The sequence below is a fragment of the Rhodopila sp. genome (genome assembly GCF_965276935.1).
Classification (GTDB): domain Bacteria; phylum Pseudomonadota; class Alphaproteobacteria; order Acetobacterales; family Acetobacteraceae; genus Rhodopila.
The window spans coordinates 502,497-527,414 of record NZ_CBDIBS010000004.1; the positions used below are offsets into that span (position 1 = coordinate 502,497).

Below are 24,918 nucleotides of genomic sequence, written 5' to 3' on the forward strand. Positions count from 1 at the left end.
ATAGTCGAATTACCTAATAGGATTATTTATGGGTATCCAAAACTTTCCGATCTCGCTTCAGCCAATCATTCAGCAGGGCTTTCTTGAGAGAGAATTTCAGCAGGCACTTATCTCGAAGCTGGGCTATAGGGCATGCGCGGATCGGGTGGACATTGCCGCAGGTATCGGCGAGACATTGATTAAAACACGTGCCGGTCTAAAGCCATCCGTCACAACGCCTATGGTCCCGTCCGCCAACACTAATCTTGAGAATGGTCTGACTCCAACAACCTGGGGCGTCGAACAGTATACGATCCAAATGAACCTTTATGCTGCCACGACGGACCTAAACATGGTTACGGATCGTGTCGGTATTGCGTCTCAGTTTCTTCAAAACGCTTATGTCAATGGGGAACAGGCAGCACGTAGCCTCGACGAACTCGGGCGAAACGCGCTGTTTGGGGCATATTTAGGTGGCAATACGCGGGTGAAGGCGACTCTGACAAGCGCCAATCCCACGATCGCGGTCGACGACATCCGCGGCTTTCAATTCGTGTTCTCGAACGGTGTGCAGTATCCGGTCAGTTCGACATACTCGATGAACGTATTTGTCAACGGTAATCCCTATCTCCTGGTCGGGGTCAATCAAGACCCAGTATCTTTATCGACCGCGCCAAACGGCCTATCAGGCACACTAACGACGTCAGCACCCGTCGCAGTCGCAGACGGAACTGCCGCCAACACCGTCTTGGCTTCAACCGGGTCAACGATCGTGCGGCCTTCTCAGCGCACCAACACGTCGCAGATCTTGGCTTCCGACACTCTAACGATGTCTTGCCTTCTGGACGCGGTCGCCAAGTTGCGTCTGAACGCGGTTCCCGAAATTGATGGTGCTTATAATTGTTATCTTGATCCGGTTTCGTCGCGTCAACTTTTCGCCGATCCCGACTTCAAGCAGCTTTTTCAGGGAGCCACGTCCGCTAACCAGGTTTTCAAAAATGGCATGACCAACGACTTCCTCGGACTTCGGTTTGTGCCCACGACTGAGGCTTTTGTCCAGACGCACCCGACGCTATCCGGGCTGATGATTCGCCGACCTGTGATCTGTGGTCGCGGAGCGCTGATTGAAGGTGACTTCGCTGGAATGGCGGCGCAGGACATGGCGCCGGAAGACTCTATTGTGTCTATGGTGGATGGTATCGCGATGGTGACTCGTGAAGCTATCGACCGGCTGCAACAGATCATCGCGCAGTCTTGGTATTGGATCGGCGGCTTTTGTGCTCCTTCCGACACCACAACTAATCCCACCACCGTACCGACGGCGACCAACGCTGCTTATAAGCGTGCGGTGGTTGTTGAACATGTCGGCTAGCAGAAGTCAAAGGACAGACCCGCATGCCTATCGGTTCGGTTAGTCCATTTCGTCCCACCGGCACCGCCAGCCTTTCTCTCTCGACCGCGAATGCCTCAGCCAACGTGCCGTTGGCGGGCGGCGGGGATACGGTTGTCGTCACGAACCCTTCCAATGTCCTTGCCTATGTCAGGTTTGGCGCTGATCAAACAGTCGCGGCCTCAACCTCTGACATGCCGATATTACCAGGTAGCCGGCTTATCTTGTCCGTCAACAGCCTGATTACGTATACGGCAGCGATCATGCCGTTGGGAACCGGGATCATCTTGTTTAGCCGCGGCGACGGGTCAGTCGTTTGAACCCACTCTGTGATCATGAAAAGGTCGACATCCGCCGCTTCTGCGGTTATCCGGCCTATGGCGCAACACCAAGTGGAATGACGTCCTGGCGCTTTTTCACAGTATACGGATTACTCGAATTCAGGATGACTAATCTCGCGCCGACAGAGATCAGCGTGGTCCGCCGCTACCTTGGGACGCTTAGCGCTCTAGAAATTGCTGTTCCTGCATCGGGCGATAACCTTGACACGGATGAGGCGTCTGTATGGACGAGGAACCGAAGCGAACCGGATGACAGGTTGCGCTTGCTCGACGAGTGGAGGCGACGGCTATGCGGGTTCATTGGCGTCCCGTCGGGCCCGTCACTATCCAGCGGCATCGGCAGGCTGATTGTTTGAACGATGGACAGCCTGAAATTACAGGACCGCCACTACCGCGCCCTTGGCGCAGCAGCTCGGCGCGTTGGGGAGACAACGGATGCTTTTCGGCCGATCGACGCTGTTGACCCGCTGAACAAGAATAACCGGTTTCTTCGTCTGCACGCATCGTTCTTTCCGGTGGAGGGCGGATCCAATCATCCGAGTGGCTACGGCATGGTACAATGGCAGGGTATCTTCGACGCCTCTTATACAAGACCTGGCGATTATCTCGTCCAGAAGCTGCGGACTTTCTTCATTGCCGCGCAGCAGCCGCTGTTGCCTGTTCTCTGCGTTGAGACAAACCGCATTATCTCAGTAACGCGGCCACACGTTCAAACGACGACAGCCAGCAATCCATATGGAGGTTACACAGACACCGGAACATCGGTTTTAATGGAAGGATGGCCGGCAAGTGTTCTCGGACTTACTGGCCGGGGCGAGCCGGCCGCTGGATTACCAACCGACCAAACCATCCCATACCTGGTAATTCTAGTGCCGGCGCTACATCGGATCTTCCTATCACCGGGCGATCTCGTGAGCGATGATATAGGGCGCAGCGCAGTCATCACCGGCTCTGAATTGACTGCTTTGGGATGGCGGTTGAGTGCAAAAATGGCAACCACTTGATGGCAGACATATCTGACGTCGAACAAGCCCTGACGAACAGCGTAACGGCTATGCTTTATCCCGAGGGATCGTCACAAGCTAGCATCGCTGGCATAACGTGTCGCATTTATAGGGGATGGCCTAATACAGCCACATTAAGTTCGGATTTAAGCGCTGGCATTGTCAACGTTACCATCACTTCGAACAATGACTCGGGCAAGACGACAACTCGATATCTGGTGGAATGGCAATATGACGACATCGTACCAGATTTGACGGCAAGTGTGACAGGCCAAACTATTTTTATCGCCGGCACTGCCGCTGTTGGCAATGTTGTCGGAGCTTTAATAGATGGCCGAGCGTTTGCATACCGCATATCTTTGGGTGATACACCAGACCTGATCGCGGCCAATCTATGCGCTGCCGTGCAGCCCACGTTCATCGCCGAACTGAGCGGGCCACGAATAAATATGCCTGGCGCCACATCAGTCGTAGCACGCGTCGTCAACGATAATCTTGCATGCTACGAGGGGCGGCGCCAGGAGAAGGACGTCCGTGTTGTACTATGGTGTCCGAACCCGACCGTGCGAGACTCTCTTGCGGCCGCGATAGATCTGTCCGTGGCTCAGTCGCCCTTTCTATTGTTGTCTGATAGGACGAATGCGCGCATGACCTACCGGAGTAGCGCAACCTTCGACCAATCTCAGAACGCGCTTCTTTACAGGCGAGATCTAGTATACACCGTCGAGTATGCAACTGTCATATCCGCGAGCTTACCCTCGATGCTGTTCGGTGCTTCCGTAATTAACGGCCAAATCACCTATGGTTAGGTAAATCACTATGATACATAAGCTAATCGTGACAAAGACCTTCGAAGACTTTGTGCGCGGCGATATCATTACAGATCCCGCTGAAATCCTTCGAATCATAGAAAGCGACCATATTCAGTTCGTGAGGCCAGTCGTTATGCCGGCTTTGGCAAAGGATTGATTTATGCCCATTACTCAGCAAGGCAGCGTTAATACAACGTCACTGATTGTCCCGGATCTATACGTTCAAATCGTATCTCCCCAAAATCTTGTCCTGAACGGCGTACCGACGAACGTTCTGGGAATTGTGGGAACTGCCGCTTGGGGTCCGACAAATGAGCCAATTACCGTGGCGACAATGTCTGATTACGCCCAGAAGTTCGGGCCAATCAGTGCTCGCAAACATGACATGGGTACTCAGGTTGCCGTTGCAGTTCAGCAAGGCGCTCAAAACTTTCGCTGTGTGAGAGTTACGGACGGAACTGACTCGGCAGCAAGTATGTCTGTCCCAGGCACCAATGCCGGCTTCACCGCACTATATACCGGTTCCCTAGGTAACAACATAAGTGTTGCCCTTAGCACAGGAAGTAAGACAAGCACTTGGCTGCTGTCAGTAACTGTTCCGGGCCTGCCGGCAGAACTATACGACGGTTTAACGGGTGATGGTGCAGCCTTCTGGATTGGACTAGCTGCAGCAGTGAATTCGGGTACAGGGTCACAACGTGGTCCGTCACAACTGATTATTGCTAGCTCTGGAGGGACTACCGCGTCACCCGCGCCATTTGCACTTAGTTTGGGTGCGGGATCACCAGGATCTGACGGGGCCGCGATCACAACCAGTGCGCAAGAGGTCGGGGTCGACGGAACTTCCCGTACTGGCATGTATGCTTTAAGAGGCCAGGGCTGCGGCCTTGCTTTGCTCGCAGATTGCGACGACGCGGCGACGTGGACAACGCAGGCTGCCTTCGGTCTTCAGGAAGGCATCTATATGATCCTGACCACGCCTGCAGGTGATACGATAGCAAATGCTGTCGCCGCCATGAACCAAGCCGGTCTGAGCAGCTACTCCGCCAAATTAATGTTTGGAGACTGGCTTTGGTGGTCAGATCAGGTGAACGCCACAACTCGGCTGGTATCACCGCAGGGCTTCGCTGCCGGTCGATTGGCAAACCTTTCACCCGAGCAGTCAAGCCTGAATAAGCCAATTTATGGCATTATTGGTAGCCAACGCTCGGGTGCTCCCGGCTCAGGCTGGAACACAGCCTATGCATCCGCTGACCTTAGTGTCCTGCTCGGGACTGGCATAGACGTGATCTGTAGTCCCCAGCCGGGTGGATCGTTCTGGGGGGTACGCGGTGGCATTAATACGTCGTCCAACGCGGCTATCAATGGCGACAACTACACACGCCTAACGAACTATATAGCGGCAACGCTCGCATCCGGGATGGGACATTACGTTGGTCAGGTCATCAACCAAAGCTTGTTTCAGCAGGTTCGATCAACGCAGCTTTCATTTCTAAATAATATGCTAAGTCAGGGACTACTTGGGAGTACAAACGGCTCACTGCCGTTTAGCGTGATCTGCGACACATCGAACAATCCTGCCTCTCGAACTAGTCTTGGCTATGTTCAATCTGATGCGCAGGTGCAATATCAATCCATCAACGAGCGATTTATAGTCAATGTTGAAGGCGGCCAAACTGTCCAGGTATCTGTCCAGACTCTACCTGCCGGGCAGATTAACTAGGAGAACGTATGATGGCACTGACCACCTTTTCAATTGGACGCGACACCCAATTGGTTATCATGGGACCGACGGGACGCATTGACATCAGCCACGTTACAGAGTTTGAAAGCCGTCAACTCACAGCAGCGGTTCGTGTAGCCCGGATTGATGGAACACAGCTCGCAGCGGAACTTCCAAAGGGTTGGGAGGGCACCTTTGAAGTGGAGCGAGGCACGTCAACGCTTGACGATTTTATAGCAACGCTGGAGCAGAATTACTATAACGGCACTACCTCACAGTCCGGTACTATGTACCAGTATATTACCGAAAGTGATGGGTCGGTATCGACGTATCAGTTCATTGGCGTTGTCTTCAAGCTAGCCAGCGCGGGTGTTTGGAAGGGTGATGCAAGCGTCAAGCAGAAGCTTGATTTCTACGCAACTCAGAAGCAGAGGATTTGATGGAACCCACCAAGACAGTGCTAGCCGCCGCCGGTGCTCCGATTTCGACAACGGATAAGCAGGGTCGACACTTTCTGATCCGCCGGCCAACCGCGCTAGACACATTACGTCTCTTCAAGGTCGCGGGTCCTACGTTAGCCCAGAATGAGCCGTGGTTGGCGATGGCTAGTTTAGCATTTGCTGTCCAAGAGATTGATGGCATTCCAATTCCATCTCCTGTGTCTGAGAACCAGATTGAGCTTCTTGTCGATCGCCTGGGTGAGAATGCTCTAACAGTCATTGCTGAAGCGATTAACATCGCGGACGACGAGACTGATATGAAAGCTCAAGTGGGAAACTTGCCCGGCACCCCGTCCTGATTGATTGCCTATACCTTGTGCGGCACGGGGTGCCATTTGATGTTGCCTTTTCTCTCTCAAGCGTAGAGAGAATGGCCTACGTAATTTCGCTCGGGACTCTACAAGGACATACCTTTGACTGGTCGACGTTCAACTGGGAGTAGACGCTCCAGCTGGTCTTTTCGAACATGGTCGCATAGCTGCCTTAGTGGCCGTTTACAAGCTCAGGCTAAACGAGCCAGTAGCCCGAAAGCCTGTTTGAATCGGTTTAACTTGCGGCGTCATGGATTGGCATTGGGTTGATCACAGCCTCGACGCCGGAGAGGATAACGGCGAACGTAAGGCGCGCGGCGGAAACGTCCAGGCGTCCGGCCCGGTCGCGCAGCAGCCCACCCCAGTGCACCAGCCAGCCGAAACTGCGCTCAATGACCCAGCGGCGCTTGAGCACGACGAAGCCCTGTTGGCCAGGATCGCGCGCGACCACATGGTGGCGCATGCCATGCAGGTTGCACCATGCCCGGCAGCGTCCGGCGATAAAGGCGCCGTCAAGGATCACCGCGCGCAGGCTGGGCCGCTCTGCCGTGCCCGTAACGAGCGCCGGCAGCGTGTCGCGCGCCTGCGTCGAGGCTGGCACAACTGCGCTGGCGAGCCAGGTGCCGTCGGCATCGACCAGGGCCACGCGCTTGCGCCGCAGCACCTTCTTGCCGGCATCATAGCCGCGCGGGCCACGGGGACCGGGATGCACTTGACCGACTGGGTGTCGACGATGCCCAGGCGGAGCTCGGGCCGGCGACCCGCCGCACGGCGGCGCAGCCGGGCCACGTCGCACACCAGACGATCGAACAGGCCCAGCGCCAGCCAGCGGCGAAACCAGCTATACACCGTCCACCAGGGCGGAAAGCCTCGCGGCAGCGCGCGCCAACTGCCGCCCACGCGCAAGTGCCAGGTAATCGCGTCAACCACCAGCGAAGCCGGCGTCGCGCGTTCACTGCGCGGCGGGTCGACCCGCTTCAGCCACCGCGCCACCTCTACGACCGTGCCGGCTGATACCCTTCGTTTCAGACCCGCCTCATGGCGTGCCCGATGCGCCTTGGTCCACGTCTTTGCTCCAACCCGCCTCCTGTCAGGCGGAGGCTCCCATCTTCAAGCCGTAGGGATGGGATCAAGGCGCATACAAATCACTCAAGCAGGCTCTTAGTTTGCAACATGACACAGGCTTCATAAAAGAAGGCGGTGGCGGAGGTTACTATCCTTGAAGTGCTTGGCGAGGTGTTGGTTGCGGCTGATTCAGGCGAAGAAATATTTCACACTCAGCAGCGAGGCAGCACCTGGAAGCCTACCTGATCAGGCAACTTGCGCACGATCTCCATCACGATACCGATAGCGGCCGCAACCTCCTGGCCGGCAAAAACACTGTCGGCAAATACCATCTTAACAGAGGAGAAGCGGGCCTGACGCGCCTCCAGCAACGCAAGTGCGCCATCGCGGCCCTGAACCGAGGCCTCGCCTTCCACACCTCAAGGCATCAGCCATTGATATCCACTATGGCATGACGTTTGCGACCCTTGATCTTCTTGGCGGCGTCGTAGCCGTCCGGACCGTCGACCTAGGTTGTCTCAGCGCTCCGCATCTCGATGACTACTGGCTTGGACTTGCCAGCCGACCAGGTTGTTCCCGATCATACATGACCAAGTGACGATTCAGCCTCTTCTACAGTCCGTCGTCGCGACAGCGCTCGAACCGGCGGTATATCGTCTGGTGTTGCGGCAGCGTGCGCTATGGGATGCCGCTGTGCAGAACATAGAAGATCGCGTTGAACAATTCGCCCATTGCCTATGATCGATACCGGCCGGTTTTAGCGGGTGGCGGGAGGAGGGCGGACAAAGCGCCTGCCGCACCACCTCGGCTTCAGGACTGGAAGGGTGTCTCGGCCTCTGAATTCGCGGTCCGATTCGAACTTCAACTACCCTTTCAGGGGGGTTCCGAGACAGACACTGAAGCATGAACGAGGAGAAAGCCGCTTTGGAACATCCCTTAAACTCAAACCAAAGCCATATTAGGTGGGCTCTGACGCTACCAAGAGGCGGCTGGTCCTCACAACGCTCGTTTGCTCCTGTTCGCAAGTTGTCCCCAAGACTCTTTGCCACCGTCGTAGACCATTATCCGACATCCCGAAGTGCAACCCTTTTTCATGACCACTTCTCTCGTCCAGGACGGACACGGACTGCACAATCCACGGCCTCGGCCAAGCTGAGAGACACCCGCATGGCTCACTCTGTTAGTCAAAGCGGCGATAGAGCACCATTTGTGGCATTCGCCGGCAGAACCGGCTGGATAAGTAACTGGACGTCATTGTCATCAGGGTCCAGAATAAAGCGGCAACCGCAGCAAAGAAGTCCTTCTAAACAACCTTCCCATTTCTTTGCAGGATTACAGCAGATCCCATCTCAAAGACAATCGTCCCGGTTACAATCCCAGGTTCGGAGCCATATTGCGAAAGTCAGTAAAGCTACTCCAGTCGCGTCTGTAGCGCCAGCTTTTCGCGACGGGCCGGTCGACAAAGTAACAAAAGCAACCGCCACTGGTAAAGATAAAGAGACCTCCGAGGCCGAAACATATCTTGCGGGACAAGACGGCCTGCACGTCCAACATCAATGGCAACAACGCGTCGTAGCAAGTCGATTGGGGGCCACTCTCGACAGAGATCCTAAAAATGCGACAGACTGCCAGTTGGCTACAAATCCGCAGCAACCTACGCTACATCTTGACGGGGCTGCCTTAGGAAGATGGGCTGTTCAGCATTTAGAACGTGCCTTGTCTAAGCCAATAAATGGTATTACCGGCATTGATCCGCGAGCCACAGTTCCTCGAGGTTTTGTGTCGCCATTCTAACGCATTAAAACGAATAAACCAAAATAAGCCTTTTCTCTACTTGAGTAGGAGAGTTTCTATGTCAAGTCAGTCCGTCACATTAGGACAAGTCGTTCTACAAGACTTTGAAGTCCCAAACTCTATTCAATTTGGCGGACAACAGAAGTTGGTTGTCCACCGGCTGTCCGGCGGAGCACGGGCGATCGAGTTGCTTGGGCCGGACGATAGCGAAATTCGTTTCCACGGAATATTCTCCGGTCCGAGTGCAGAGAGCCGAGCAAGATCACTTGACAGTTTAAGATTATCAGGTGCCACCGTCTCGCTAAGCTGGCAGTCGTATGAGTATCAGGTTATCGTTCGAAGCTTTTCCGCAGATTATCGAAATCGCTGGTGGATTGGTTATCAAATTGGTTGTGTGGTGGTCAATCAAGCTGGGCTCACAAGTTCCGGCACAGGTTCTCTGCAGGCGCTGATTACCGCCGATCTTTCTGTCGCGCTTAGCGCTCTTAATGACCAACCGGTCGCGCTAAGCGATCTTTCCGCGGCGGTCGGCGCTGCTGGTGCTTTAACTGTCGGAACTACGGCTAACGCCCAAGCCTACGTCACAGCAGCAAACACGTTGAATCTGATAGACAGCCAGACCACCACGCAGAGTCAGGTGCTGACTTCTCCAAATCAATCCTATACTAGCGTCGCGGACGCCACTTCGCTGTATAATGACCAAGTCGCCAACGCAGCATCATTAGCATTCTTGGCTAATGCAAGAGCTTACGTCGGACGCATATGCACTAGCCTCGGCTCACTGGCTTCATAGATGAGAGTCGTAACAGCTATATCAGGTAATCTCTTTCAACTGGCCGCCGCTGAACTAGGTGATCCAATGCAATGGATAAACCTAGCCCGCGTCAATGGACTAAGTGATCCTATGATATCTGCCCCCACCGCAATTATCATTCCGACATCATCTTCGATATTTTCAGATGGCATTGGACCCCAGTAAATGAGCCTGCAGGTCTCAATCGACGGGACAACTATTGCCGGAGTACTGCAAGCGGCTATCACCACGAACAACTATTACTCGTCGGGCTCTTTTTCATTAACCCTGGCTATCGGACCGTCCCCATTAAAAAGCACTGCCTGGTGGTCAGAACTGGGGGCCGCGTTAGTCAACATTAGCTACATCGACGAGAAGCTTGACGATTTGTCCGAAGTTATCACCGGCAGAATTGATACCGTCGTTCTAAACCCAGTTTACCGCACTGTATCTGTAGAAGGTAGAGACCTCTCAGCTGGGTTGATCGATTCCTATGTTCAGCAGGACTTTGTGAACCAAACTGCATCTGAGATTTTGTCCACCTTAGCAGGCCGTTGCGGTCTGGCGGTTGAAGTTTCTCCGACACCAGGGAACGTTGGTCGGTTCTTTGGAGATGGCTACACTAAGTTATCGCTCGGACAATTCTCGGACCTCAGGTCTAATTGGGACCTTGTAGTGCAGCTTGCACGCGCCAAGAATTACGACGTATTTGTCGAAGGAACAACGCTGAACTTTCAACCTGCAGGCGAGGCATCTTTAATGGCAATCCCCATTAGTGCCGGCGACGTGACGGCGATGCGTCTCGAGCGGAATTTAACGGTTGATTCCTCGAACCGGGTGACTGTGCAATCCTGGAACTCTCAACAGATGTCCGCCTATAACTCTGGCGGCTCTACTCCTAGCGCTGTTCTACCAGACAGTTACGGCACTTGGGGAACTGGATATCTCTTTTCGAAATCAAACCTGACGTCCTTACAGACCGACATGTATGCTAATCAGTATGCTAGTGAGGTCAGCCGACTGCAAACCGTTCTCCATATGAACATGCCTTGGAGTCTCGAGATCTCGCCCCGATCGGTTGTCCTGCTGCAAGACACTGATTCTTCGTTTGATGGACTATACCAGGTTGATTGTGTCGAACGACATTACAGCTCAAGTTCGGGATCTAGCCAGACCATACGTGCAGTATCATGGCGTTACCAGGATAATAGTTTGGCTGGCATATAAAAGGGTTGTTCCAAATGCTTGATCGATTAAATAATATTGTAAAGGCACATGCCGGAAGCCAGAGCAAATCGTCGGGGCAGGCGAAATTTGGTACAGTGACTTCCGTTAATTATGAGAGCGGAAACGCGCGAATTCTTGTCCAGCCAGAAGGCGTTCTTTCGGGATGGCTGCCAATACTATCGCAGTGGGTCGGACCAGGATGGGGTATGGTATGCCCTCCGAGTCCTGGGGATCAAGTACTATTTGTGCCTCAAGACGGCGACGTGGAACAGGGCGTCATTGTTGGAAGAACGTACTCCAGCAGCCATATGCCTCCGGTTGCTCCCGATGGCGAGTTCTGGCTCGTACACCGCAGCGGAAGCTTTCTAAAGCTCTGTAACGACGGAACCATCCAGATATCAGGTGAACTTCACGTTCAAGGTAATATTTACGATCAGCATGGTTCATTGTCTGGCCTCCGCCAGTCTTACAACAGCCATACTCACGCTGTGCCAGCAGGCGGAACAACCTCCGCTCCCACACCAACAAACTAAAACGCGATGTTCGATCTAGACCTTGAGTGGACCGGGGACCTATCTGCCGGAAGCGACGGCGATCTTGCATTAGTGAGCGCACCAAGTCTTACAAATCAGCGTGTTTTGCGGCGCCTCCTCACCAACTTGGGGGGCTACATATGGAACCTTAACTATGGCGGTGGCCTGGCGCGATTCATTGGCAGCCCGACAAGCCCGACCGAAATTGAGGCAGTAGTTAGAGCGCAATTGGCACTTGAGGCCGCGCTTCCATTGTCGCCAGCGCCAACTGTCGACATTAAATCTATGAGCAGCGGGACCGGCTATGTCGTAGCGAATATAACATATGCTGATCCTTCATCAGGCAACTTGGTCAGCTTAAACTTTCCGGTAAGCTAGGCGATATGCAACTCAATCTCAAGTCCTTTAGTCAGTTGGTAAGTGACATGGGAGCCGCTCTCCAGGGATCGGCGACCCGTCTAGTGGACGTATCTGTCGGGTCGGTGATCCGTGCAATTTTCGAGGCAAATGCTTCGGTCGTACTGTGGATGCAGTGGCTTGTCTTGCAGGTCCTCGGTATGACGAGAGCCGCGACGTCGACGGGCTCCGACCTCGACTCGTGGATGGCCGACTTTGGAGTAAAGCGGCTGAGTGCTAACCCCTCTACAGGGACACTTACGTTCTCACGGTTTGCCGCCAACCTTCCCGCACTCATACCGGTAGGTACTGTCGTCAAAACCTCTGATGGATTGCTCAGCTTTACAGTTACGGAAGACACTTCGCTCCCGAGTTGGCAGCCCAGTTCTTCGGGCTACGGAGTACCAAGTGGGATTGCCTCGGCTGATGTACCTGCGGCCTGCCTTCTATCCGGCTCGTCAGGAAACGTCCTACCTAATACTATAACGATGATCGCCTCATCGTTGCCGGGTGTGGATCAAGTCAGTAATAATACGGCATTTACTGATGGATACGATTCGGAAACGGACCAGGTTTTTCGGGCGCGTTTTCAGAATTATCTGTCAAGCTTGGCTCGAGCAACGCTGACAGCAGTCAAGGTAGCGATCGCAAATGTACGACAGGGTCTAGTATTCTCCGTGAAGGAAAATGTTAACTCTGATGGAACTGTGACAGTAGGGTCATTCCTTGTCGTTATCGACGACGGTTCCGGGTACCCGTCGTCGGACCTTCTGTCATTAATCGCTACGGCAGTAGACGCAGTCCGGCCTATCGGGACTACGTTTGTTGTCATCCCACCTTCTATATTAACCGTCAATGTATCTTTGACTGTTTATGTGCCAGCTTCGGCAGCGAGCAGTTGTAGCTCGACAGTACAGATGCAGGTTGTCGGATACCTTAATAGTCTGCCTATCGAACGTCAGGCCTCGGTGACACGCATCGCACAAAGCGCGTATGCCGCAAACCCGGCGATTTACAATGTTACGAACGTGACCCTTAACGGGCTTTCTACGGATGTGGTTCCAGCAATGAGCACAGTGGTGAAAGCCGGCCAGATAACGGTGGTTGTAAATGCGGGGTGACGTTGATGACATAAGCGGGCGTATACGAGCGGTCCTCCCCAGCGGGTGGTTTGCGGACCTCACTCCAAACCTGAATGCTGTACTCAAGTGCCTTGCCACCCCGTGGTCCTGGCTTTATTCGCTTGTTCAATATGTCATCCAGCAGACTCGGATTGCCACCGCGGACGGTGGATGGCTTGACCTCATAGCCTTCGATTTTTCCGGCGACGCTCTTCGGCGCCATGACGGCGAGGTAGATTCAGCCTATCGCGGTCGGATTAGATGGACGCTCATGCAAGGCGCCGCTACGCGCATTGCTATTGTGACCAATGTTCAGCGGCTTACTGGCTTCGTGCCAGTAGTCTTCGAGCCGGCAAATTGCGGTGACACCGGTGCGTATGGAGGCGCGGCGTCCGGGTCGTTCACGAGCTACGCGGGCCTGGCGTACGGCATGACGGGAGGGTGGGGAAATCTTGGGCTTCCGTATCAGTTCTTCATCACCGCGAAGCGTCCAGTAAATCAGGGCGTTGCGTCACTAGCGGGCTACGGAACGTCTCCCGGAGGATATGGAGTAGGTATGATCGCTTATGTGGATCTGGCGTTGCTCGTAGGCAGTGTGTCGGATAACGATATTGCTGCGTTCGTTAGTAACATTGTTCCCTTGAACACCACTGCTTGGCTTCGCCTCAATTAACGCTTAGTCCTTCAACTACAGCAGAGATATCGGCATGGATCGTAATATCGTGTACCCTGGCAGCATTCCACTCGATACGGATCTGCTAGCGCTCAATCGCAATACAATGGTCGGTCTTGGATTTCTAGCGCAGGCAGTGCTTGGCGGAGCCACCGTTGTAGATGGGCTGGCGTGTCAACCAACGACGCCGGCTTCGTTGAGCATTGTCATCGGGCCTGGTAGTATGACTCAGTTCGCAGCGATCGACCTAAGTGCTTATGGATCCCTTCCGGCGGATTCGAATGATTTCATGTTAAAGCTTGGTGTAAATATTGGATCAAGCGTGTTCAGCTTACTTGGTCCCAGCAGCGTCGGCCAGTCGATAACTTACCTTGTTGAGGCAGCGTTTCTGGAGTCGGATGTAAATCCAGTTGTTCTGCCGTACTATAATGCGAGCAATCCGGCACAAACGTTTAACGGACCTGCTAACTCGGGTACTGCGCAAAATACAATCCGCAAGCAGAGTGTACAGATTCAGGTTAAACCTGGTGCACCAGCTAACACTGGAAGTCAATTGGCACCTGCGGTGGATTCAGAATGGACCGGCTTGTATGTTGTAACAGTTGACTACGGACAGTTGGCCATAACGGCAGCGAATATCGTTGTCTTGCCCACCGCACCTTTTCTAAATTGGAAGTTACCCATGCTGCGTCCCGGGTTTGGATCCGGTGTACGGAGCTTCACCAGCAGCGGAATTTTCTTTATTCCGGCAGGTGTAGCTCAGGTGGAGGTAGAAGTGTGGGGCGGGGGCGCTGGCAGCTATGCTTCGATATCAGGCTTACCAAGTGGAGGAGGGGCCGCGGGCGGGTATGCTCGGAAGTGTATCGTCGGGCTGACGCCGGGCCAGCCTGTTGTGATTACTGTTGGTGCTGGGGGTATGGGTGGAACAACCGGCGGATCGGGAGCTGGACCCGGCGGCACCTCCAGCTTTGGATCCTTCGTAAGCGCCACAGGCGGACAGTTGAATAGCCAGGCGACATTCCTACTGCCGCAGAACGGTGGAACGCCAGCCGGTTATGGCTGGAATGGCGATGTTAACTTCTACGGTTCCGACGGCCAGGCTGGAATGGGACCTGTTTTTCAAGGAGGGATGGGTGGAGCAGCTCCCATGGGAGGAGCACGAAATAGCGGAACCTATGGCAATACTGGATATTTACCTGGCGGGGGAGCATCCGGCGCAGGTACAGGGGCCAATGGCACTACGGGTTACAATGGCGCAGCGGGAGGCGGCGGACTGGTTGTAATTCGGTGGTAGCAAATCTGCGAACCATCGACATTCGGTAAAAGCCTTGAAGGTCTATGAAACCTTTGGCTTAAGATCCTGAAGTTCACCGCCGAACACATTCTGCAAGGCATGGATTGCAGCTTACTACCTGTCAATCGCCTTTCGCAGCCCACAACTTACCTTGATGGGCATGTTACGGAATCACAATGTCAACGCTCGCCACCCATATATGGAAACCAAGCCACGCTCGCTTGGTTATTATTGACTCATTCATACCAGTTCCCCGCGGCTCTGCTGCTGTGGCTTTGCCGCCCCTGAACTGGCCCACCAAGGATCCGGGTGACGTTCTCGATTACATATTCGATATAGCGCCGGCGATTGTCGGAAACGACGGCGATGGCATTGCCACATTGGACGTCAGCCTGGCGCCTTCTGCTCCCGGAGATCTAATGCTCCAGAGTATGACTGCCGACGGCAGCCGTGTCATTATCTGGCTTTCCGAGGGACAAGCGGGTACGATCTACACGGTTACGTTCATGATTAAGACGATCAACGGCCGATCCATACAACGAAGTGTTCTTCTTCCTGTTTTGATGTTGTCCTCACCCCCAATTCCAGCCAATGCCATTCTAGCTGCATCAGGCATCGTTCTAACCGATCAGAACGGCAATCCCATCGTAGCAAACGACTAAGAGGTCGGCCTAAAGCCGGCCGTTTGCCTGCAAACGGCGAAAGTTTGGATCAAGCGCAACAGCATAATTAGGTCGCGCCGGAGAAAGATAATCCATGCCTACTATTGACGAGCTGGCCCCCGCGACATCAGCTTCAGATACAGACGAATTCATCGTCAGCCAGGCCGGTACCGCTAGGTCCATTTCCCGTTCACAGGTTTTGAACGGCGTGCAGACACAATTGGCGGTTCCGACGGGATCCTTGCTTGGTCGCATCAGTTCCGGCACTGGCTCGCCCGAAGTTATTTCTATCGGACCAAACCTTAGCTTTAATGGTAGTACGTTGTCTGCTACGGCAACACCGTTTTTAATTGATGCGCTACAGAGTGGCTTGGTCCCGGCTTCTGGCGATCTGCTGTCGATGTCGCAAGCCGGCACAAATGTAGCTGTAACCTACGGACAATTTTTGAACGGGTTTTCCGGCCTGTCTAATGTTAACATCTCACAAGCACTTGTCACGCCAACTGGCTCAATGGGTAGTCAGACACTTGCCAGCCTGACGGCGAAGATCCTGCCAACTTCCGGAGGTAGCCTCACTGGTGCGCTTTCGCTTGCTGCTAATCCGACGCTGCCGACCCAAGCTGCCAACAAAGCATACGTGGATCTGCAAAATTCAAACGTACTTTCATTAACGGGCGGCTCATTATCCGGAACCCTCTCTCTTTCCTCCACGCCGCAACAACCATTGCAAGCCGCGACGAAAGGATATGTTGACGCGGCGATTGCGATCACTCTACCCGCCACTGGAGGATCGCTGTCAGGAGCACTTCTTCTGAATGCCGATCCTGTCACTACGTTACAGGCTTCAACAAAACATTACGCCGATCTTAAGCTTTCTCGAACCGGCGATACATTGGCCGGCGTACTAACACTTGCCGCTGATCCGATGCTGGCCTTGCAGGCGGCTACGAAAAATTACGTTGATACACAATTTGCAGCAGCTTTACCGAAAGCGGGGGGCACCCTGCTGGGCAGTCTGGCGCTGGCATTCGACCCAACCCTCAATGCGCAGGCGGCGACAAAACAGTATGTCGATCAGAGACTTCTTCGGACCGGAGACACTCTTGCCGGCGCATTAGTACTCGCGTCCGATCCGGTCACAAGCAGCCAAGCGGCTACAAAAAATTACGTTGATACACAAAGTCTTGCCAGTGTATCGCGGGCTGGATCGTCAATGACAGGCTACCTACTGCTCGCCTCTGATCCCGCGCTCGCGCTTCAAGCATCGACGAAGCAATATGTCGACTTACGTGTCGCCCGCAATGGCGATACATTGACGGGAGCGCTGTATCTGGCTGCAAACCCGACTGCTCCCCTCCAAGCGGCTACAAAGCAGTACGTCGATGGACAGACGGCGAATGCCCTGACAAGTGCGGGAGGAACATTTACCGGCTCGGTCTTACTGGCAAGCGATCCGCTGACTGCGCTTCAGGCTACTACAAAACAATATACCGATGCTCGCGTTTTACGGGCCGGAGATACATTAACCGGCGCATTGGTTTTGGCGTCGGATCCCATCTCACCGGGCCAAGCGGCGACAAAGAATTATGTCGATATCCAACTGAGCAGCACGTTGCCGAGGACGGGCGGAACATTGAGCGGCAGCCTAACTCTTAATGCCGACCCCATCGCCGCCAGCCAAGCGGCAACCAAGCATTACGTCGACGCGCAGACATCAACCACATTATCCTTGCTGGGCGGGACCTTAACGGGTGCATTGTCACTGCTTACAGTTCCGACCCTTCCTACTCAGGCAGCGACCAAACAGTATGTTGATACACAAGTCGCTACCGCTTTGCCGGTTGCTGGCGGCTCGCTCAGCGGCATATTAAGCCTCGCCGGCGTGCCGACGTCACCCCTGCACGCAGCAAGTAAAGCATATGTCGATGCAAACCCTTCGTCAAATGGTGTCATTAACGTTGCGTTGGCGCCATATGGCGCCCTACTGAACGGAGTTGCGGATGATACCGCTGCCTTTAAAGCGGCGTACTTAGCAGCGCCCGCAGGATCGGCAATCTACGTTCCACATGGAACCACAGTGCTGCAGCAACCAGGCAGTTGGGGAATATCGCTGACAAAGCGGGTCAAATGGTTTGTGGACGGCACTACTCTGGCGGACGGAACACCTTTGGCATCTGCGGTCCCGTCTGGCGGTAACTTGGCCGAATTGGTCCTACCAGGTTTTGTTGTAGGCAACACGTCGACCAGCTTTTCGGTCTCGCAGGGAAGTTCCCAAGCGACTGATCTCGCTGTTCAACAGTCCGCCTATATCGTTAGCCACAATGGTGGAACAAATGGCGCGGTAGTGGCGAATGCCCGCGTCGACACCATTATCTACAATAGCCCTGCCACCTATATATGGGGCGGCATCGATCGGCTCATTTGGGCGGGCATCCAAACTCCTGTAGCCGCTACTCCAGCCCAACATGTCGGGCGCTACATTCAGACGGTTCGCCAAGTCGTGGCAAATGGCACAAACGGACTGCCGCTCCCGCAACCTCAACTTTGGGCAGCATGTCTTGAATACCGCGATGCAACCGGCCTGCCCTCGAGTTCGGCAAATGCAGCATTAACAGTAGAGATGGACTGGTTTGGAAACGGTCTGGATGATGCAAACAGCCGAGCAATACAGAGTCTGGTCATTGGTCAGAGTAACACCGCTGGTGCGCCCGTTCAGGTTTCCACCATTATTGGGGTATCGCTAAGTGCCGGATCGTCCGGAAGTGCCATAACAGTCTTCAAGGTAGACGTTCCCTTCTCGAACGCTGTTTTGGACACCACAAATGCAGCGCAAGTAGGTTCTGCACCCGTCATCAAGATGTCTGCTGGTCAAGCAATTGCGTTCGAGGGATCCAACTCCTGTAGGCTTTTTTACGACAATACGACCAACACGAATGGTTCGCTGAAATGGACTACTGGATCTACAACATGTGTCGTTGGGAAGGGAATTTCAGTTGGTTGGGAAAATGTTTTTGCCACATCAAATTCCATACCAGCTTCTATCGCAGGTAATATTCTATTTCTTGTAGGCGCAAGTGCTTACACTTTAACTTTGCCTGCGGCTTCAGCGGTAGCCGCGGGTACTGGATTTACCTTTTCTGCCCTTGGAGCTGGAGCAGTAAGTATAACACCGGCGGGCACCGACGGAATTGACTGTGGCCCAGTAGTCCTGAGAACCAACGACAGGTACCATCTTGTCTCCGATGGATCATCAAGCTGGCGTGAAGTCTTTAGGACCAATGCTGTTGGTCCGAAGTGGACCGCTCCTCCTGTTTTACCGTCATACACGGTTGCGACACTTCCGACAGGTCAAACGGCGGCGGGTCAAGCTTTTGCTACGAATGGCAGGAAGCCTACCGAAGCAGCCGGCACGGGAACTGGCGTGCAGGTATTTTTCGACGGTCAACACTGGATCTCCTGTTGTAGCGGAGCCGTGGTGGCTGCCTAGGGTTCTCCTCAAAGCCGAAAACAAGTATCAGAAAGTAGTTTGATGCCTACAATTTCGCAGCTTCCAGCCGCTGCTTCAGTTGCACCTGCGGACGAGATGCCGATAAGTCAAGGTGGCAGCCTCTGCGCCGTATCTGTTGGGGCACTGCTGGCTTCCGCGCAACCGGCAATTTCGATTCAATCATCTGCGCTACTTGGGCGAACCAGTTTGGGTTCCGGCGGACCCGAGCAGATTGATGTTGGCATTGGACTTACGTTGTCCGGGGGAACGGTCGTCGCCACTGGGGCCGATCATGCAGCTTATCCTTCGACCTCAAGTTTCGTGCTTAAATCTGATTTGGTGATATCCAGTCAGGGAAGTCAGATGCTCATGCCGACCGAGTTCCTCCGTGAGCTCTTTTCGGCGGGGCAGAATGTGACCATTGATGGTAACGGTGTAATCTCAAGCGTTACAGGCGGCGCCTCCATCTCGCCCGTTTTGCTTGGTAGCGCCATCGGTGCGCTGGAAGTTATTTCGTCCTTGGCCGTCGGTGATCTCATTCCGATAAGCCAATCCGGGGCTGATCATGCTATCAAATATGCGGACTTTTTGAACGGTCTTACTATTGATCAGGCTCCGTCGGCCCTGCCTGCGTCTAATTCGGATAGGTTGTGGGTTGCGCAAGACGCCAACACCATGGGAAGCCAGAGTTTCGGCGCCATATGGGCATGGATTTCCAGCCAAATGCCCGGCTACACGATACCTGTAGCTGAGATCACCGTAAGCGTTGGCCTGAATGCCATCGGACATAACGGGCGCATTCTGGTCTGTAGTCAGCCGGTGACACTAACGCCTCTTCCCGCACAGATGGGAGACGGATTTCAGTGTCAAGTCATTAATGTCAGCAGTGGGAACGTGACGCTTGGCTCCGGCGTTCTTACCTCGAGCGGAGGCAACATAATTGGGCCACAGCAGTCGGCCGTTGTTCAATGCTTCACGTATTCAGCGGGTACAGTTGTATATGCTTTAATGTCTCAGGCCTCTGTAGCGGTTGCCATACCGGGTCAGGTAACTGGATTGGTTGCTTCAAGCGTGTCCGCTACAGCCGTAACTTTGTCATGGCAGACGCCATTAATCGGTGGCTACCCCTCAAACTACTTGGTGTTCTACAGGCAAACTGGGTCTTCTGGCTGGATCGATAGCCCTAGTGCGATAACAGGAACGAGCTCTCAGCTAGCCAATCTTCAAGCTGGAACGAGCTACGACTTTCAGGTGCAGGCGGTCAACGGGAGCGGTACGGGAATTGCGTCGCAAAGCTTGACTGCGTCAACGACAACGGTGTCCGCATTACCGCTCCAAGTACCAGCCCAAGTTACTGGCCTTGCGGCATTGACAGCATCGAGCACAAGCGTACAGCTTTCTTGGTCTGGGCAAACAGGAAGTAATGCGGCTGCTACTTATTCTATTCAGTACAGGATTACAGGATCTACATCGTGGACGTCGTCTGTATCTGGAATTGCTGGAAGCAGCTACGGCGTTACTGGCTTACAAGCTTCTACCGGCTACGACTTTTCAATTTTTGGAGTAAATACGGGTGGGGCGGGCTTGGCCTCAGTCGTGGTATCGGTTACGACTCCGGCTGCTCAACTTTTGGTACCAGGGCAAGTGAGCAATTTTGTAGCGTCGGTCACATCTAGTATTGCCATTCTGCTTTCCTGGTCCACCCAAACTGGGCCAAATGCCTCAACAAGTTATACAGTTCAATATCGGATGACCGGATCCGCTGCCTGGACATCATCCATCGCCGGGATCGTCGCAGTCAACTACAATGTCACAGGTTTACAGCCCTCAACCAGCTATGACTTCTTGGTGTTCGGCGTTAACACGATTGGCGTGGGACCAAGTTCCTCTGTGACCTCAGCTGCCACGGAGGCAATTGGAACTCCCGTTTCATCAGTAACTTGGAATTTGGGGCCGAGCGGACCTTATACACGCGGCAATGGCACAGTTGCGCTCAATGCTTTTATCTCGCCAGCCTCTGCGCCAGTGCAATTTGGTCTGTCTACATCAACTACGATTGAGCCTACTTCCTGGACCGTTGGCCAGTCTATTAATAATACCGCCCTTTGGGGCGCCTACGTGCCAACCCCGGCTATAGCCGGACGCTGGTATGCCTGGGTAGAGGGCACTGATGGTAGTAGTCCGGCTGTATTCGCGGCGTCATTCATAGTCCAGTAGGATGAGTGGTAGCGGCTATCGATGGTTCAGCAATTTTTCGCTTGATGTCGTTTGGCGTAGTAGGACGATCGCAGGGAAAGGACTTGATGTAAGTGGCAGCGAGGCGAGTGGGGTTTGGGTACCGCAACTTTCACGCCTCAGCAAAAAGAACCTTGGTGGGAGTCGGCTGTTGGCACACGCTTAGCTTGCATTCCTCACACGAATCAAATTCATTGATGCCCTGAGTAGGCGAAGTTCTTCTGCAACAAAGCTTTACCGCTGAGCTGAGACGTTCCCGACACTAATACAATGTAATCCAAACCGCTTGGATTTATACCCGTCGGAATCTGTGTGGTTGTTGCGTCTTTTGATGGCGGGCGCATCACGACAGATGCCGGTGTGCCGCTGCTGGGCGTGGCCAATCGTGTGCTCGGCCTGACCCGCCGCTTTACCGCCTGTTTCGGACATAGCCGTGATTCTGTCTTCGTCGAGCACAGCGTGCAGACGTTGATTACACAGCGGATTATCGGCATTGCGCTCGGCTACGAGATCTCAACGATCACGACGCACGGCGCCACGATCCGGTGCTGGCGGTGCTGGCCGACAAGCTCACTGCCACGCGCAGCGATTGCGCCCCGTTGGCCGGCAAGAGCACGTTGAACCGCCTGGAATTCAGCCGCCCGGGCTGCCGGCGCCTCGGGTTGCCCAGCTTAGCACAGCGGCCGGCCACAGAAGGCTTCCAGCCAATCCGCCGCGCCAGCAAAGCGGTTCAGCAGCGCCACGTCGGAAACGTCGGCAACGCCTGGTTGCGCGGCAATGGCAGCGAAGGTGCGTAACGTTAATCCGCCGGGGCCGTATACAACTGCAATCTACGCAAATCGCTGACCGACCTGATGTCGCGCGGACGCCGGAAGCCTTGTGCTCACCGACCGAGCCGGATAACGCGGCGGCGTCGCCAAGCTTGTCAATGAGCTGCTGTAGGTCTAGCGAATCGCTCAGTTGCGTCTCCAGCCCGAGCATGAAGCACAGAACCAGGCCCAAAGGGAGCCTTTATGTTAGCGCCTATGGGCACAGGCCGGCCATCCACGCCTACGTTGAGACCGGACCTGCAGGTCATTGGCACCGAACCTGCACCCGCATGACATTGCGGCATAGCGCGAACCGGTGCAAATGCGGCGTTGATAAGCAAGCAAATCCTTGATGATCCGGGGCGGCCGCCCGATCCGCTCCGATGGCCTACAAATAACCGGCGCCCGCTTCCTCCGCGAACCGCGCGGGATCGCCTTCCCAGACGACCCGGGAATGCTCGATCACGTAGACCCGATCGGCGTGCGGCAGAGCAAAGGTCACGTTTTGCTCGCCGAGTAAAACCGTTATGTCGGTCGTCTGCCGCAGGGTTTCCATGGCCTTTGACAGTTGCTCCAGGATCACCGGCGCAAGCCCGAGTGTCGGCTCGTCCAGCACCAGCAGCTTTGGCTTCATCATCAGCGCGCGGGCGATCGCGAGCATCTGCTGCTCACCACCGGACAGGGTACGCGCGACCTGGCCTTGGCGTGCCATAAGAATGGGAAACAGGCTGAACAGCCACTCAAGCTGCGTGGCCGCTTCCTGCTTGACCAACTGCTGCCCGCCGAGGTCGAGGTTTTCGCGCACGGACATGTCGCCGAACAATTCTCGCGTTTCCGGACATTGCACGATGCCGCCGCGCGCGATGGCGCCGGCGGTCCGGCCGGCCAGCGCCTCACCCCGCCAGTTAATCATGCCGCTGTGCGGCACCAAGCCAGAGATCGCATTAAACAAGGTCGTCTTGCCGGCGCCATTCAGCCCGACCACGGAGACGAATTCGCCCTCGCCGACATGCATTGAGACGTCGTCCAGGGCGATCGCCTTACCGTACAGCACGCCAAGATTTCGCACATCCAGCAGCGGTGTGCGGTTCTTGCCTTCGCGCTCCGGCCGGGCCGCGGTTTCGATCTTGCCGCCGAGGTAGACCCTGCGCACGGTCTCGTTGCGCATTACCTCCTCCGCGGTGCCTTCGGCGACACGTTCGCCGAGGTACATCGCTAGTACGCGGTCAACCAGCGCCGCGACGCCCTTGACGTTGTGATCGACCAACAGCACCGCGTGCCCCTCGGCACGGAAGCTGTCGATCAGGGTGGAGAAATCCGCCACCTCGGCCGAGGTCAGGCCGGCGAATGGCTCATCGACCAGCACGACCTTGGGATTGCGCGCGATTGCCTTGGCCAGTTCCAGCCGTCGCAGGTCAGCGAACGGCAAAGTGCGCGGCAGCCGGTCCACGACCGGCGACAGTCCGACCCGGGCGGCGATTTCCTCCGCCCGCCGCGTCACGCCATGGTCGGTTGCCAGCATCAGCAGGTTATCGGGCAGCAGCGCGAGCTTGATGTGCTCCAGGATCGTCTGCCGGTGCAGCGGGCGGGCATGCTGAAAAACGATGCCGACGCCCTGGCGGGCGATGCGATGGGTTGGCCAGCCGGCGACGTCGAGGCCGCCAATCTTCACCGTCCCGGCGTTCGGCCGCTCGATCCCCATGATGCACTTCATTACGGTGGATTTGCCGGACCCGTTCGGTCCGATTAGGCCGAGGATTTCGCCGGCGTTGATCGACAAATCGATATCCTTCACCGCGACCAAACCGCCGAAGCGTTTGGTCAGACCGATAACTTCCAGCAGTGCTGTCACTCGCGGCCTCCCGCCTGCAGAAGTCGACCCATGAAGCCGCCGGGAAAGAACAGGATCACCACCAACGCGATGGCGGACACCACGAAGGTGGCAAGCTGGCCGAGCGGACGTAGGATCTCGCCAGCGCCGATCAGGAAGATTGAGCCCACGGCTGCGCCTACGATCGTCCGGCGCCCGCCCAACACCGCGGCGATGATCACGTTCACGCCGACGGCAATGTCGACGACGGTGCCGACGGACGCAGTGCCAAGATAGAAGATCAGCATCGCCCCCGCCAAGCCGGAGAAGAAGGCACTGATGCAGAACGCGGCCAGCTTGTGCTTGGCGACGTTGAAGCCAAGTGCCGCGGCCTCGATCGCATCCTGGCCGCTGGCCTGCAGAATGAGGCCGACTGGAGACTGGGCCAGACCATACAGGATGCCGCCGCTGACGGCCATGAAGCCCAGCGCGTAGTAGTAGTTGGTGCTGGCATCAATCGCGAGCACGTCGGGCAGGTCCAGCCCGATCTCACCTCCGGTAATGCCGGCAAACAGCACCAGCACGTTCTGCAGCAGCAGCACCGCGACCAGCGTGATCAGACCGAAATAAGGTCCGGTTAGACGTAGTGCCGGCACTGCCAGGACAGCGCCGGCGATCACCGCGGCAACAGCACCGGCCGCGAGGCAGGCGGGGATCGGCCACAGCCAGTAATGGTTGAGCAAAGCCGCGGTATAGGCGCCGACGCCGATCAGGAAGCTAGGACCAAAGTTGACTTCACCAGCAAAGCCGAACAGCAGGTCCCAGGACATCGCGAACACGGCGTAGTAATAGCCGAGCGTCAGCAGGCCGAGGATGTAGCCGTTCACCCCAAGCGGCAGCAGCGCCAACACCAGCAAAGCTGGCACCACCACCTGGAACGTGCGGGATCGCAGCATTGG

At 55.2% G+C, this 24,918-nt stretch carries 20 protein-coding genes and 1 pseudogene; 16 read left to right on the forward strand and 5 right to left on the reverse strand.

The genetic code is table 11. The features are described 5' to 3' along the window. The first annotated feature begins 28 nt into the window (after window positions 1-28). The 6 genes from ACQY4S_RS18655 to ACQY4S_RS18680 all read left to right on the forward strand — a co-directional run bounded on the left by ACQY4S_RS18655 (window position 29) and on the right by ACQY4S_RS18680 (window position 6,048). Window positions 29-1,351 (forward strand): DUF4043 domain-containing protein, encoded by a 1,323-nt coding sequence (locus ACQY4S_RS18655; protein WP_428486724.1) that lies wholly within the window; start codon window positions 29-31, stop codon window positions 1,349-1,351. Between the two features lie 23 nt (window positions 1,352-1,374). Continuing rightward, complete coding sequence (locus ACQY4S_RS18660) at window positions 1,375-1,689, forward strand: hypothetical protein (RefSeq protein WP_428486725.1); 315 nt, start codon at window positions 1,375-1,377, stop codon at window positions 1,687-1,689. A gap of 380 nt (window positions 1,690-2,069) precedes the next feature. Then, window positions 2,070-2,714 (forward strand): hypothetical protein, encoded by a 645-nt coding sequence (locus ACQY4S_RS18665; RefSeq protein ID WP_428486726.1) that lies wholly within the window; start codon window positions 2,070-2,072, stop codon window positions 2,712-2,714. Between the two features lie 972 nt (window positions 2,715-3,686). Further along, on the forward strand, window positions 3,687-5,249 hold the full coding sequence (locus ACQY4S_RS18670; RefSeq protein ID WP_428486727.1) for a phage tail protein: 1,563 nt from the start codon (window positions 3,687-3,689) through the stop codon (window positions 5,247-5,249). Between the two features lie 8 nt (window positions 5,250-5,257). Beyond that, window positions 5,258-5,689, forward strand: a complete 432-nt coding sequence (locus tag ACQY4S_RS18675) for a hypothetical protein (protein WP_428486728.1) — start codon at window positions 5,258-5,260, stop codon at window positions 5,687-5,689. Then, the gene (locus ACQY4S_RS18680; RefSeq protein ID WP_428486729.1) at window positions 5,689-6,048 is read left to right on the forward strand and encodes a hypothetical protein; all 360 of its coding nucleotides are present in this window, start codon (window positions 5,689-5,691) and stop codon (window positions 6,046-6,048) included. Before ACQY4S_RS18675 ends, ACQY4S_RS18680 begins: the two co-directional genes overlap by 1 nt. A 247-nt stretch (window positions 6,049-6,295) precedes the next feature. Here ACQY4S_RS18680 and ACQY4S_RS18685 read toward each other — a convergent pair whose 3' ends face one another. The 3 genes and pseudogenes from ACQY4S_RS18685 to ACQY4S_RS18695 all read right to left on the reverse strand — a co-directional run bounded on the left by ACQY4S_RS18685 (window position 6,296) and on the right by ACQY4S_RS18695 (window position 7,541). After that, window positions 6,296-6,856 carry a transposase gene (locus tag ACQY4S_RS18685; protein ID WP_428486730.1) on the reverse strand — a complete coding sequence of 187 codons (561 nt, stop codon included), beginning with the start codon at window positions 6,854-6,856 and terminating at the stop codon, window positions 6,296-6,298. A gap of 14 nt (window positions 6,857-6,870) precedes the next feature. Further along, a pseudogene (locus ACQY4S_RS18690) lies at window positions 6,871-7,053 on the reverse strand (transposase); the annotation flags it as partial. A 284-nt stretch (window positions 7,054-7,337) separates the two neighbouring features. After that, complete coding sequence (locus tag ACQY4S_RS18695; RefSeq protein ID WP_428486731.1) at window positions 7,338-7,541, reverse strand: hypothetical protein; 204 nt, start codon at window positions 7,539-7,541, stop codon at window positions 7,338-7,340. A gap of 1,436 nt (window positions 7,542-8,977) precedes the next feature. Between ACQY4S_RS18695 and ACQY4S_RS18700 the strand changes: the two genes are divergently transcribed. The 10 genes from ACQY4S_RS18700 to ACQY4S_RS18745 all read left to right on the forward strand — a co-directional run bounded on the left by ACQY4S_RS18700 (window position 8,978) and on the right by ACQY4S_RS18745 (window position 22,137). After that, a complete protein-coding gene (locus tag ACQY4S_RS18700; protein WP_428486732.1) occupies window positions 8,978-9,712 on the forward strand; it encodes a hypothetical protein in 735 nt (244 codons plus the stop codon). A 186-nt stretch (window positions 9,713-9,898) separates the two neighbouring features. Next, window positions 9,899-10,939 (forward strand): hypothetical protein, encoded by a 1,041-nt coding sequence (locus ACQY4S_RS18705; RefSeq protein WP_428486733.1) that lies wholly within the window; start codon window positions 9,899-9,901, stop codon window positions 10,937-10,939. Window positions 10,940-10,953: 14 nt separating this feature from the next. Continuing rightward, window positions 10,954-11,472 carry a phage baseplate assembly protein V gene (locus ACQY4S_RS18710; RefSeq protein WP_428486734.1) on the forward strand — a complete coding sequence of 173 codons (519 nt, stop codon included), beginning with the start codon at window positions 10,954-10,956 and terminating at the stop codon, window positions 11,470-11,472. A gap of 557 nt (window positions 11,473-12,029) precedes the next feature. Then, the gene (locus ACQY4S_RS18715; protein WP_428488457.1) at window positions 12,030-12,989 is read left to right on the forward strand and encodes a baseplate J/gp47 family protein; all 960 of its coding nucleotides are present in this window, start codon (window positions 12,030-12,032) and stop codon (window positions 12,987-12,989) included. A gap of 707 nt (window positions 12,990-13,696) precedes the next feature. Then, window positions 13,697-14,956, forward strand: coding sequence for a glycine-rich domain-containing protein (locus ACQY4S_RS18720; RefSeq protein WP_428486735.1), 1,260 nt, complete (start codon window positions 13,697-13,699; stop codon window positions 14,954-14,956). A 176-nt stretch (window positions 14,957-15,132) separates the two neighbouring features. Then, on the forward strand, window positions 15,133-15,618 hold the full coding sequence (locus ACQY4S_RS18725) for a hypothetical protein (RefSeq protein ID WP_428486736.1): 486 nt from the start codon (window positions 15,133-15,135) through the stop codon (window positions 15,616-15,618). A gap of 94 nt (window positions 15,619-15,712) precedes the next feature. Further along, a complete protein-coding gene (locus ACQY4S_RS18730) occupies window positions 15,713-19,105 on the forward strand; it encodes a hypothetical protein (RefSeq protein WP_428486737.1) in 3,393 nt (1,130 codons plus the stop codon). Between the two features lie 96 nt (window positions 19,106-19,201). Then, the gene (locus ACQY4S_RS18735) at window positions 19,202-21,322 is read left to right on the forward strand and encodes a fibronectin type III domain-containing protein (protein ID WP_428486738.1); all 2,121 of its coding nucleotides are present in this window, start codon (window positions 19,202-19,204) and stop codon (window positions 21,320-21,322) included. 378 nt (window positions 21,323-21,700) lie between these two features. After that, window positions 21,701-21,961 (forward strand): hypothetical protein, encoded by a 261-nt coding sequence (locus tag ACQY4S_RS18740; RefSeq protein ID WP_428486739.1) that lies wholly within the window; start codon window positions 21,701-21,703, stop codon window positions 21,959-21,961. Continuing rightward, window positions 21,886-22,137, forward strand: coding sequence for a hypothetical protein (locus tag ACQY4S_RS18745; protein WP_428488520.1), 252 nt, complete (start codon window positions 21,886-21,888; stop codon window positions 22,135-22,137). Before ACQY4S_RS18740 ends, ACQY4S_RS18745 begins: the two co-directional genes overlap by 76 nt. 400 nt (window positions 22,138-22,537) lie before the next feature. Here ACQY4S_RS18745 and ACQY4S_RS18750 read toward each other — a convergent pair whose 3' ends face one another. Both ACQY4S_RS18750 and ACQY4S_RS18755 read right to left on the reverse strand, forming a co-directional pair. Beyond that, window positions 22,538-24,001, reverse strand: a complete 1,464-nt coding sequence (locus ACQY4S_RS18750) for an ATP-binding cassette domain-containing protein (protein WP_428486740.1) — start codon at window positions 23,999-24,001, stop codon at window positions 22,538-22,540. Beyond that, a complete protein-coding gene (locus ACQY4S_RS18755; protein ID WP_428486741.1) occupies window positions 23,998-24,915 on the reverse strand; it encodes a branched-chain amino acid ABC transporter permease in 918 nt (305 codons plus the stop codon). Before ACQY4S_RS18755 ends, ACQY4S_RS18750 begins: the two co-directional genes overlap by 4 nt. Window positions 24,916-24,918: the final 3 nt, after the last annotated feature.